Source organism: Rhodococcus sp. P4_B6 (genome assembly GCF_056402215.1).
In genome coordinates this window covers 1-10942 of the sequence record NZ_JBFUHV010000005.1, presented here as the reverse complement: position 1 = coordinate 10942, position 10942 = coordinate 1, and the positions used below count along the sequence as shown (strand labels likewise).

Annotated in this window: 12 protein-coding genes and 1 pseudogene; 6 read left to right on the top strand and 7 right to left on the bottom strand. The window is 69.8% G+C overall.

The features are described 5' to 3' along the window. Positions 1-7: 7 nt before the first annotated feature. A complete protein-coding gene (locus AC1DWT_RS03295) occupies positions 8-1693 on the bottom strand; it encodes a DAK2 domain-containing protein (RefSeq protein WP_072937772.1) in 1686 nt (561 codons plus the stop codon). A gap of 236 nt (positions 1694-1929) precedes the next feature. Here AC1DWT_RS03295 and rpmB point away from each other — a divergent pair, with 236 nt between their 5' ends. Next, the gene (gene rpmB, locus AC1DWT_RS03290; RefSeq protein ID WP_005240429.1) at positions 1930-2121 is read left to right on the top strand and encodes a 50S ribosomal protein L28; all 192 of its coding nucleotides are present in this window, start codon (positions 1930-1932) and stop codon (positions 2119-2121) included. A 149-nt stretch (positions 2122-2270) separates the two neighbouring features. Beyond that, a complete protein-coding gene (locus tag AC1DWT_RS03285) occupies positions 2271-3059 on the top strand; it encodes an enoyl-CoA hydratase/isomerase family protein (RefSeq protein ID WP_072937771.1) in 789 nt (262 codons plus the stop codon). An 86-nt stretch (positions 3060-3145) separates the two neighbouring features. On the opposite strand, the gene AC1DWT_RS03280 is transcribed toward AC1DWT_RS03285, so the two are convergent. Genes AC1DWT_RS03280 through AC1DWT_RS03270 form a run of 3 tightly spaced genes read right to left on the bottom strand, consistent with a single transcriptional unit; the run spans position 3146 to position 5328 of the window. Further along, on the bottom strand, positions 3146-3823 hold the full coding sequence (locus AC1DWT_RS03280) for a uracil-DNA glycosylase (protein WP_179377535.1): 678 nt from the start codon (positions 3821-3823) through the stop codon (positions 3146-3148). After that, positions 3820-4341, bottom strand: a complete 522-nt coding sequence (locus AC1DWT_RS03275; protein ID WP_072937770.1) for a gamma carbonic anhydrase family protein — start codon at positions 4339-4341, stop codon at positions 3820-3822. Before AC1DWT_RS03275 ends, AC1DWT_RS03280 begins: the two co-directional genes overlap by 4 nt. 9 nt (positions 4342-4350) lie before the next feature. Continuing rightward, a complete protein-coding gene (locus AC1DWT_RS03270; protein ID WP_072937769.1) occupies positions 4351-5328 on the bottom strand; it encodes a thiamine-phosphate kinase in 978 nt (325 codons plus the stop codon). A gap of 192 nt (positions 5329-5520) precedes the next feature. Here AC1DWT_RS03270 and AC1DWT_RS03265 point away from each other — a divergent pair, with 192 nt between their 5' ends. Both AC1DWT_RS03265 and AC1DWT_RS03260 read left to right on the top strand, forming a co-directional pair. Continuing rightward, positions 5521-5754, top strand: coding sequence for an Lrp/AsnC ligand binding domain-containing protein (locus AC1DWT_RS03265; RefSeq protein WP_072937768.1), 234 nt, complete (start codon positions 5521-5523; stop codon positions 5752-5754). Positions 5755-5756: 2 nt separating this feature from the next. Then, positions 5757-6353, top strand: coding sequence for a DUF3515 domain-containing protein (locus AC1DWT_RS03260; protein ID WP_095860783.1), 597 nt, complete (start codon positions 5757-5759; stop codon positions 6351-6353). A gap of 19 nt (positions 6354-6372) precedes the next feature. Here the strand turns inward: AC1DWT_RS03260 and AC1DWT_RS03255 are convergent, their stop codons facing one another. The 3 genes from AC1DWT_RS03255 to AC1DWT_RS03245 all read right to left on the bottom strand — a co-directional run bounded on the left by AC1DWT_RS03255 (position 6373) and on the right by AC1DWT_RS03245 (position 9702). Beyond that, the gene (locus AC1DWT_RS03255; protein ID WP_072937766.1) at positions 6373-7479 is read right to left on the bottom strand and encodes a D-alanine--D-alanine ligase family protein; all 1107 of its coding nucleotides are present in this window, start codon (positions 7477-7479) and stop codon (positions 6373-6375) included. Positions 7480-7574: 95 nt separating this feature from the next. After that, complete coding sequence (locus AC1DWT_RS03250) at positions 7575-8699, bottom strand: cystathionine gamma-lyase (RefSeq protein WP_072937765.1); 1125 nt, start codon at positions 8697-8699, stop codon at positions 7575-7577. Between the two features lie 4 nt (positions 8700-8703). Continuing rightward, positions 8704-9702, bottom strand: coding sequence for an NAD(P)H-dependent glycerol-3-phosphate dehydrogenase (locus AC1DWT_RS03245; RefSeq protein ID WP_072937764.1), 999 nt, complete (start codon positions 9700-9702; stop codon positions 8704-8706). Between the two features lie 170 nt (positions 9703-9872). Here AC1DWT_RS03245 and cofC point away from each other — a divergent pair, with 170 nt between their 5' ends. Further along, positions 9873-10574: a 2-phospho-L-lactate guanylyltransferase gene (cofC, locus tag AC1DWT_RS03240; protein WP_306454235.1), complete on the top strand. Its 702-nt coding sequence runs from the start codon at positions 9873-9875 to the stop codon at positions 10572-10574. Positions 10575-10642: 68 nt separating this feature from the next. Then, positions 10643-10942: pseudogene (locus AC1DWT_RS03235) on the top strand (RNA degradosome polyphosphate kinase); the annotation flags it as partial.

Below are 10942 nucleotides of genomic sequence, written 5' to 3'. Positions count from 1 at the left end.
GAATTCCTCATTCCACCCCGAGTTGCAACAGATCTCCAGGTTGTCCTCCGTGGTAGATCATCACCTCGACGCCGGGGTGCCGCTGCGAGATGTGATCGGCCAGTTCGGTGTCGAGCCCCTCCGGCGCTTCCGAGCCCATCAGGAGTGTCACCAGTTCTCCACCAGCGCCGAGGACGAGGTCGACGAGCCGGCGTCCGGCGGCGACCGCGTCCGGTTCGATGACGATCACCTCGTGACCCATCAGTCCGATGCCGTCTCCCGGCTCGCACGTGCCCACGTAGGTGAGGGCACGTTCGCGGGCGATCCGCAGCGACCCCCAGCGGGTGGCGGCGGCGGCCTCGGACATCGCGAACGCGTCGTCCACCGCCTCGCGCTCGGGATCGTGCACCGCCAGGGAGGCGAGTCCCTGCACCATCGCGGACGTCGCGAGCAACAGGACCTCGTGCCGGGCGTCGCGCGCCGCGGCGCTGACCGCGACGAGTTCCTGCGCCGTCAACGCGCCGTTGGGGAGGACGAGCACCTCTGTGCGTCCCATCTGCCGGATGACGCCGAGGAGCTGGGCGCGGGTGACGGGGGCGTCGTCGCAGCGCAGGATCGTCGCGCCCTCGCTCGCGAACAGTTCGGCGGCGCCGTCTCCGGCCACGACGGCGACGATTCCCCGCTCGCCCTGATCCGGCCGTGTCCGGACCGGCGGAACGAGCAGCCCCTGGTCCCGGGCGTCCACGAGGAAGCTGCTGACCCGGATTCCGTGGATGCGTCCCGCCGCGAGTCCGGCTTCCACGGCGGCGCCCGCGTCCGTGCAGTGCACGTGCACCGACCAGCCGCCGTCGCCGTCGCCGACGATCACGATCGAGTCCCCGAGGTCGTTCAGCGCGCCGCGCAGCCCGGCCATCCGGGCCTCGTCGGACTCCGCGACCAGGTACATCACCTCGAAGTCCTGGTCCGAGCCCTCGCCGCAGTCGGGTCCGGGTCCCGGATGCGCGTGCGCTGCCTGCACCTCGCCGACGGCGACGGGTTCGGCGCGGCGCGCGGACGGGGTGCGTCGCGGGACGTGGAGTGCGATCGGAGGGCGGTCCGGCGGCGCGCCCGTGACGGCGGTGACGAGCGCGTCGAGGATGACCACGAGTCCGAGTCCGCCCGCATCGACGACGCCTGCGGTGCCCAGCACCTCGAGTTGCGACGGCGTCCTGGTGAGCGCGGCCGCCGCCGCGTCGGCGGCCGCGCGGGCGGTGTCCGCGACCGGAGCCTCGTCCGGGAACTCCGCCGCCGCGTCGGCGGCACAGCGCAGCACGGTGACGATGGTGCCTTCCACCAGGTAGCTCACCGCGTCCGTCACCAGGTTGGTGGCCATCAGCAGTCCGGTCCGGACCGTCCGGGTGTCGACGGCGGACGCGACGGCCGCTTCCGCGACCCCCCGCAGCACCTGCGACAGGATCACCCCGGAGTTCCCGCGGGCGCCGGCGACCGCACCCCGCGCCAGGGCGATCGCCACCTGGCGGACGTCCTTGGTGCCGCCGTCGGCGCCCGCGTACTCGTCGATCGCACCCAGCGCCGCGCGCATCGTGAACAGCAGGTTGGTGCCGGTGTCCGAGTCCGGGATCGGAAAGACGTTGAGGCTGTTGATCTCCTCGCACCGCCGTTCCAGTCCCGCGACGGCGGTCCGCGCCCACAACTCGAGGACTCGACCGTCCATCGGGAGCTCAGGGGCCACAGTCGTCCTCTCCGGCCGGGGAATGGTGAAGGTGCCGCCAGACTAGTCGGGGGACGGTGATCGGGCCCGCGGTCCGAGCCGTTCGGGACCGCGTTTGGCCATTCCCCACTCGAGCGGCTACTCTTGCACGGTTGCCTCGTTAAGGGCGCACTTGCTGTGCCCTGTTTCCACGAGGCCAGCAAATTTCACAGTTCACTATCTTGAAGGAGTTCGCGACTATGGCTGCCGTCTGCGACGTATGCGCCAAGGGGCCCGGCTTCGGTAAGTCGGTCTCGCACTCGCACCGGCGTACCAACCGTCGCTGGAACCCGAACATCCAGACTGTTCGTGCCGAGGTTGCCCCCGGAAACACCCGGAAGGTCAACGTCTGCACGTCCTGCCTGAAGGCTGGAAAGGTTGCTCGGGGCTGACCCGACGCTGCGTGCGATGTCACTGCGCCCCCGACACTTCGGTGTCGGGGGCGCAGTTCTTTTCTGTCGCGACTGCAGCCCGATTCGGCATCGTCGCAGCGCATCGGGGCACGACGGGCACCGCCAGGGGGCCCACGTAGGGTGCAACGGTGACTTCTCTCGATGGATTCAGCAAAGTACAGCTCGAAGACGGCGTCCTGCGCGTCACGATCGCGACGGCGGAGAACGGCACCTCGCTGGACGGCGAGGGTTTGGTGCAGGGTGCCCGCGCGCTCGAAGCGGTCGGTGACCGGATTGGCAGCGTCCTCCTCGTCGGGGAGGGCCCGAACTTCTGCGCGGGCGGCAACGTCCGCGCCTTCGCGTCCGCACCGGTGCGCAGCGAGTGCGTCGCCGAGGTGGCGGGCGTCTTCCACGACTTCGTTCGGGCGCTCGACGCCGTGACCGTTCCGGTGATCGCCGGTGTCCACGGCTGGGCGGCGGGCGCCGGCATGAGCCTCGTCTGCCTCACGGACGTCGCGATAGGCGGCCCCGGCACCAAGCTGCGCCCCGCCTACCCGTCGATCGGCTACACGCCGGACGGCGGAATGTCCTGGACGCTGCCGCGCATCGTCGGCGACGCCCGTGCGCGTGAGATCCTGATCACCGACGCCGTTCTCAGCGGTGACGAGGCCGTTCGCCTCGGCATCCTCAGCCGCCTCGTCGGCGACGACGTCGTCCAGGACGAGGCACTCCGGCTCGCCCGCACCCTCGCCGCCGGCCCGACGTCGTCGTACTCGGGGATCAAGACACTCGTGCGCGATTCGCGGTCACGCACGCTCGCCGAGCAACTCGACGCGGAGGCCGAGTCGATCGCCGCCGCGGCCGACAGCCCGGTGGGACGCGAGGGCGTCGACGCGTTCGTGGAGAAGAGGCGTGCCGATTTCGCATCAGTGAAGTGAAGCGTCGTGCGGATTTCGCATCGGTGAAGGAAACGCAGGGCTGACGGTCCCTCCGCGCCGCCCTCGCCGTCCCGCGGGCGGGCGGCTTACGGCAGCTGCCAGTTCACCGGTTCCGCGCCCAGGCCGTCGAGGAGTTCGTTCGCGCGGCTGAACGGCCGCGAACCGAAGAATCCGCGCGACGCCGACAACGGTGAGGGGTGCGCCGACTCGATCGTCGGCACGTCGCCGAGCATCGGTTTCAGGGTGGACGCGTCCCGGCCCCACAGAATCGCGACGAGGGGTTCGGGGCGCGCCACGAGGGCGCGAATGGCCTGTTCGGTGACCGCCTCCCAGCCCTTCTTCCGGTGCGAGGCCGGGAGTCCGGGCTGCACGGTGAGAACCCTGTTCAGCAGGAGCACGCCCTGACGGGACCACGGGGTGAGGTCGCCGGTGGTCGGCGTCTGGTAACCGAGGTCCTTGCTGTACTCGGTGAAGATGTTGCCGAGACTGCGCGGCACCGGTTTCACCTCCGGAGCCACCGAGAAGCTGAGACCGACGGCGTGACCGGGTGTGGGGTACGGATCCTGGCCCACGATCAGGACCTTGACCTCGGAGAACGGGTGGGTGAACGCCCTCAGGACGTTCTCCCCGGCGGGCAGGTACTCACGACCGTCGGCGATCTCCGCGCGCAGAAACGCGCCCATCTCCGTGATCCGCCCGGCCACCGGTTCGAGCGCCTCGGCCCATCCTGCCTCGACGAGGTCCGACAGCGGCGCCGCCATCAGTCGAGCCTGCGCAGCGACTCGCGGTAGTAGGCCGCGTTCGCGGCGTACATCTTCACGTTCCTGTCGAGGTGCCCCTCGGGGACCTCGTAGCCCTGCCGGATCTTCGCGGGGACACCGAGCGCCATGCTCCGCGGCGGAACCTCGAACTTGAACGGGACGACGGCACCTGCTCCGACGATCGACCCTGCGCCGATGACCGAACCGTTGAGCACGATCGAACCGGACGCGATCAGGCAGTGGTCGCCGATCGTCGACCCCTCGATGTGCGCCGCGTGGCCGACGACGCAGCCCGAGCCGATGACGGTGGGATCGAACACCGTGCAGTGGATCACGGTGCCGTCCTGGATGTTGGTGTCGGCGCCGACGGTGATGGTGCCGTAGTCGGCGCGAAGCACGGCCTGCGGCCACACCGAGGTTCCCGCCGCCAGGGTCACGTTTCCGATCACCACGGCGTCGGGGTGGACGTAGGCGTCCGGATGGATGTCGGGTTCGCGGTCCCCGAGCGCGTAGATAGCCATGCGTGCAACCTATACCGCGAAACTCTGCCAGCCGCCGGCCCCCGGCCAGGTCTCGCCGTCGACCGAGATGCCGGACCCGTCGTGGACGACACCGATCCGGGTCCACCCCGCCGGGAGCGGGACGTCGCCGGGGAAGGTGGCGGCGAAGCCGTGGTCCTCTCCCCCGGTGAGCACCCATTCCCAGTGGTCGGCGCCGAGACCCTTCGCCGCCGACACCAGTTCCGGCGACACGGTCACGTCGGATCGGCTGAGCGACATCCCGACTCCGGACTGTTCGCAGATGTGGCCGAGATCGGCGAGGAGCCCGTCGGAGATGTCGGTCATCGCGTGAACACCGCCGGCCGCGGCGGCCCACGCCGCGGCATACGGCGGGGTGGGGACCCGGTGCGCGGCGAGAAGGTCCGGGAAATCCGTGGATCCGCCGAGCAGCAACGCGAGACCGGCCGCCGATCGGCCGAGTTCCCCGGCCACCGCGACCACGTCACCCGGCCGCGCGCCCGACCGCCGGATCGGGCTCCTGCCGCCGAGATCACCGAGGACGGTGACGGAAATCACGACCTGGGCGGCCTGCACCAGATCCCCGCCCACCACACCGGCTCCGAGTTCCTCGGCGCTCTCCCCGATCGCCGCGGAGATGCCGTCCGCCACGTCGATCGGCGTGTCCGGCGGCAGGCCGAGGGACACCAGGAAAGCTGTCGGTCGCGCACCCATCGCCGCGACGTCGGCGGCGTTCTGGGCCACCGCCTTGCGACCGATGTCTCGCGGCGAAGACCAGTCGAGTCGAAAATGCCTGTCCTGCACCAGCATGTCGGCGGACACCGCCACCCGACCGTCGGCCGCCCGAACGAGAGCGGCGTCGTCTCCGGGGCCGATCAGGGTGGTCGGGGGCTGCACCCGGCCCTGCACCGCGCGGCCGATGACGGCGAATTCGCCGACGTCGGCGACGGTGCGGGGCGGAGTCGGGTCCGGGGAATCCGTCGGTGTGATGGTGTGCCTCCAGGCGCGCCGTAGTGTCGGGTGACCCGCGCGACGGCCGTGGGTCCGGTCGACGGAATGTGCGACTGCGGTACCTTCAAGCTGTTGCCGGGACTACTCGGCACGTGACCGATCAGCGCGCCGAAGCACCCGCGACTCTACCGAGATACCTGCGGGGCGGAGCAGGGAAGGGCCGGAGCGAGAGTGCAAGCGTTCATCCTGATCCAGACCGAAGTCGGCAAGGCTGCGGCGATCGCGACCGAGATCGCGAAGATCACCGGAGTGCGGACCGCCGAGGACGTGGTCGGACCGTACGACGTCATCGTGCGGGTGTCCGCCGACGACGTCGCTCCCGTCGTCAAGGAGATCCGTCAGGTCGCCGGCATCACCCGCACCCTCACCTGCGACGTCCCCGAAAAGTCTGCGAACAAGAACTGAGCATGTCCGATCTCGAACCCGAACAGAATGCATCCGACGGCACTCCCGGCCCGGCCCCCGCGGAGCGACGGAATCCGGCGCTCATCGCGACGGCCGTGGCACTGCCCGTTGCCCTGATCATCGGCATCGTCGTCGCCGCGGTCTTCGCCGGCCGCAACCCTGCGAAGGAACCCGTGTCGCTGGGGCCGGTGCCGGCGCCGGCGTCCGGGTCCGCGGAGTGCGCCGCCCTGATGGCGGGCCTCCCCGACGCGCTCGGCGACTACACCCGGGCGGAACTCACCGAACCCGCACCCGAGGCGACCGCCGCGTGGCAGCCGGCCGAGGGCGAACCCCTCGTGCTGCGGTGCGGCCTGGACCGTCCCGCGGAGTTCGATCAGGCGTCCGCGCTTCAGGTGATCGACGGGGTGCAGTGGTTCGAGATCTCCGGTGCGAGCGCCGGAATCGACGCGAGCAGCTATTTCGCCGTCGACCGCGGCGTGTACGTCGGACTCACCGTTCCCACCGGTGTGGGCCCGACTCCGCTCCAGGACATCTCCGGCGCGGTATCGCAGGCACTGCCGCAGAAGCCCCTCGATCCGGCGCCGGTCGCGAATCCCTGACCGCCGGACCGCCGTTTCGCTATCGAAGGCCGGTGCCGCGCGCGAGGGCGGTGTCGACCAGCGTCGAGACGAGGGTGCCGTAGTCGACGCCCACCGCGTCCCACATGCGCGGGTACATCGAGATAGACGTGAATCCCGGCATCGTGTTGATCTCGTTGATCACCGGGCCGTCCTCGGTGACGAAGAAGTCGACGCGTGCGAGTCCCTGGCAGTCGAGCGCGGAGAATGCGCGCACCGCGAGTTCGCGGATCTCGTCGCTGACCGAGTCCTCGAGTTTCGCGGGCACGTCGAACTCGCACACGTCGTCGAGGTATTTGCTGTCGAAGTCGTAGAACGCCTCGTCGTCGTCGGCGCCTTCCGGCATCCGGATCTCGGCGATGACGCTGGCCCGCACCTCGCCGTCCGGGAACTCGAGGACTCCGCACTCGACCTCGCGGCCGGCGATCCCCGATTCGACGATCACCTTGGGATCGTGCCGGCGGGCATGGGCGATGGCGTCGTCGAGTGCGGCCCACTCGGCCACCCGGGTGATGCCGATGGACGACCCGCCGCGGGCCGGTTTCACGAACACCGGGAGGTGGAGGCGCGACTTCTGTTCGTCGGTCAGCGTCGCAGTGCCGGGACGCAGGACGACCTGGAACCCGATCGGCAGGCCTTCCGCGGCGAGCAGCTTCTTCGTGAATTCCTTGTCCATGCCTGCCGCGCTCGCGAGCACGCCGGGACCGACGTACGGGACTCCGGCGAGTTCGAGCAGGCCCTGGATGGTGCCGTCCTCACCGTAGGCGCCGTGCAGGACCGGGAAGACGACGTCGACGGACGCCAGGATCTTGCCCGCTTCGCCGTCGTCGAGGGCGACGAGGTCGCCGGATCGCGTCGGGTCGGCGGTGAGCGCCAGTGCGGACCCGTCGGCATCGACGCTGGGCAGCGCCCGGCCGCGGATGGACAGCGTCTCGGGGTCGGTGGAGCCGAGAACCCATGAACCCTCGGTGGTGATGCCGATCGGCACCACCTCGTACCGTTCCGGGTCGAGATTCTTCAGGACGCTTCCGGCCGACACACAGGACACGGAATGCTCGTTGCTGCGGCCACCGAAGATGACGGCTACCCGGGTACGCGGTTTACTCACGACACAAACCGTACCGTCGCCGTGACCGACTCACCGCACCCACCTCTCCTCACGTTTTCTTCGCCGACCTCAGGACACGACGGGCGGCACGCACGTCACAATGCGGACAGTGCACTCTCGAGATCGGCGACGAGGTCGTCGGTGTCCTCGATTCCGCACGAGAGCCGCACGAACCCGTCGGGCACGGGGTCGCCCCATCGGGCCCGGCGGTCGGCGCTGGTGTGGATACCGCCGAAACTCGTCGCCGGTACGAGGAGGTCGCTGCCGGCCACCAGCCGGTGGAACTGTTCGGCGGAGTCCACCTCGAACGTCACCAGCCCGCCGAACCGGCGCATCTGCCCGGCGGCGACGGCATGCGCGGGGTCACCGGGCAGCCCCGGGTACCGGACGTGGCGGGCCGCCGGGTGCGTCTCCAGCAGGGTCGCGAGCGCCAGGGCGTTGGCGCATTGCCGCTCGAATCGCAGCCCCGCCGTTCCGAGGCTCCGGTGGGCGAGCCACGTCTCGAAGGGGCCCAGCACCGTGCCCGACAGCGCCCTCTCCCGTTCCATGCCGGCCAGGAAGTCGGCGTCGGACGCGGCGATGTACCCCATGAGCAGATCGCTGTGACCGCTCAAAGTCTTTGTGCCGCTGGCGACTACCACGTCTGCACCCAGCTCGAGTGGTTGCTGGCCGAGCGGGGTGGCGGTCGTGTTGTCCACCACGAGAACGGCGCCCGCGTTCGCGCACTGCTCGGACACGGCCCGCAGATCCACCACGTCCAGGGACGGGTTGGCCGGGGTCTCGGCCACCACGACCGTCGTCCCCTCGGCGGAGGCCAGTAGTGCTGCGGCCGCCTCGCCGGCCATGTCGGCGGTCCGCAGTTCGTGCACGGTGATGCCCATCGGCTCCAGACGCTCCCGCGCGTACGCGCGCACCTGGTAGTAGCCGTCGGACGGCACGACGACGGTGTCGCCGGCGGTGAGCAGACTCCGCAGCACGACGGTGATCGCCGACATCCCGGAGCCGACGACGAGCGCGCCCGCGGCGCCCTCGAGCGCCGCCAGTGCCGACTCGAGGTCGCGCCAGCCCGGGTTGGAGGCCCGCGCGTAGGTGTCGGATTCACTCCCCTCGTCCGCGCTCAGCTGGTAGGGCGCCGCGAAGACCGGACCCCTCTGCATCGGCGAACCGGGAATCTTTTCTGCTGCAACAGCTTTGACGCAGCGGGTCGAATCACCACTCACGTGTTCACTCCGGCTTCGTACGGCGGCCGAGCAACTGACCGATCGCGTCCTGCACCACGAGACCCTCGTGGCACACCCGGTGCACGGCATCGGTCAGCGGCATCTCGACGTCGTAACTGGCGGCCAGAGCACGCACCGACGAGCACGATTTGACGCCCTCGGCGACCTGACCGTGGGTGGCCGCCTGAGCGCTCTCGATCGATCCGCCCTGACCGAGACGCTCCCCGAACGACCGATTCCGGGACAGGGGCGACGTGCACGTGGCGACCAGATCGCCCACCCCGGCGAGACCCGCGAGGGTGGCGGGTTTCGCGCCGAGCGCAACTCCGAGCCGGATGATCTCGGCGAGACCGCGAGTGATGATGCTCGCAATCGTGTTCTCTCCCAAACCGATTCCCGATGCCATACCGCAGGCGAGGGCGATGACGTTCTTGCAGGCGCCGCCGATCTCGCAGCCGATGACGTCCGAATTCGTGTACGGCCGGAAGTATCCGGTGGCCGAGGCCTTCTGCAATTCGAGCGCCCGCGTCGAATCCGTGCACGCGACGACCGTGGCCGCCGGCTGGCCGATCGCGATCTCCCGGGCCAGATTGGGCCCGGACAGCACGGCGACGCGCCCCGGATCCGCGCCGGTGACCTGAATGATCACCTGACTCATCCGCATGAGGGTGCCGGTCTCGATGCCCTTGGCGAGACTCAGCATGGTCGCGTTCGCGGGGATCATCGGACTCCAGACCTGCAAGTTGTCGCGCAGGGACTGCGACGGCACCGCGAGGACGACGATGTCGGCGCCGTCGAGCGCGGCCCGCGCGTCGTCGGTGGCGGTCAACGACGGAGGCAGGGCGATGCCCGGCAGGTAATCCTCGTTCTCGTGCCGCGACACGATCGATTCGGCGACCTCAGCGCGTCGCGCCCACATGGTGACATCGGTCCCGGCGTCGGCCAGGACCTTCGCAAATGCAGTCCCCCATGAACCCGCTCCCAGTACCGCAGCCTTGCTCACACAGCCCCCTCGTCGTTCGTTACCCGATGCGTCGCCCACAGTATTGCCGATGCCGAGGTCGTGCGCCGCTCCGCTACCGAACTCGTCCGCTGCTCAGCCGCGACCGGGCGTCCGGCGCACCACCCCGCGCGGGCTGGCAAGATATCCGCATGAGCACAGCGACCCGATCCGTGGCGCCGCGCGCGCACGTACTCGTCGCGGTGAAGGAACTCCACGCGGCCAAGACGCGACTGTCGGGTGTCTTCGACACGGACGACCGCACCGGACTGGTGCTGTCGATGCTGCGCGACACCCTGGCCGTCGTCAGCGACGTCGCGACGGTCGTCGGCGTCACCGTGGTCACGCCGGATCCCGCGGTGGCCCGGCTCGCCCGCAGCGTCGGCGCGAACGTCTACGCCGACCCCACCCCCGTCGACGCCGAAAATCTGCCGGACGAGGGCGGCACCGAGCACGGACTCAACGCGGCCCTGGCCGCCGCGGCCGAGCACGTCCGCCGCAACGAGAGCGGAGTCGACGTCGTCGCACTGCAGGCAGACCTGCCGTCACTGCGCGGAGGCGAATTCGGCGAAGCACTCGCCGCGGCGAGAACCGGCGGCAGGTCGGTGGTCGTCGATCATCACGGCACCGGAACGGCCGCACTGTTCTCCTGCGACCCGGCGATTCCCCTCGATCCCCGGTTCGGACCGGGATCGGCGAAGCGGCATCTCGACTCCGGGGCACGTCCCCTCGACGGCCACTGGCCGGGGCTGCGGACCGACGTCGACACCGCCGACGATCTCGATGCCGCGCAGGCGCTCGGCGTCGGACCTGCGACGCGAGCCGCACTCGACGCCCTCGAACACACCGCGCCCTCGCGCTGCGGAAACGAGTAGCCCGCGCACGCCGAGTGAATTTGCCCCATCAATTGTCCGCCGCCGAATTCTCGAGGGATGATCGTGGAGTGAGCAACCGAGAAGCACTCGATCACCCGACCGACGTCGACGGAAAGAACGGAACCCGCGACGGCATCGTGACGGCCAGCCCCACGAACGTTCCGATGGCTCCCCCCGCTGCGACGAGTGCCCTCACGAGCGCGCTGACGGACGGGCTCCCCGAAGATCGTTACCTCAACCGTGAACTCAGTTGGCTCGATTTCAATTCACGAGTACTTGCACTCGCCGAGGACACGTCGCTGCCGCTGCTCGAGCGCGCCAAATTCCTCGCCATCTTCGCCTCCAACCTGGACGAGTTCTTCATGGTC

Excerpts from the sequence above, each read along its gene's own strand:
- AC1DWT_RS03295 (WP_072937772.1), bottom strand. The coding sequence starts at position 1,693 with ATGGACGGTCGAGTCCTCGAGTTGTGGGCGCGGACCGCCGTCGCGGGA.
- rpmB (WP_005240429.1), top strand. The coding sequence starts at position 1,930 with ATGGCTGCCGTCTGCGACGTATGCGCCAAGGGGCCCGGCTTCGGTAAG.
- AC1DWT_RS03260 (WP_095860783.1), top strand. The coding sequence starts at position 5,757 with ATGTCCGATCTCGAACCCGAACAGAATGCATCCGACGGCACTCCCGGC.
- AC1DWT_RS03275 (WP_072937770.1), bottom strand. The coding sequence starts at position 4,341 with ATGGCTATCTACGCGCTCGGGGACCGCGAACCCGACATCCATCCGGAC.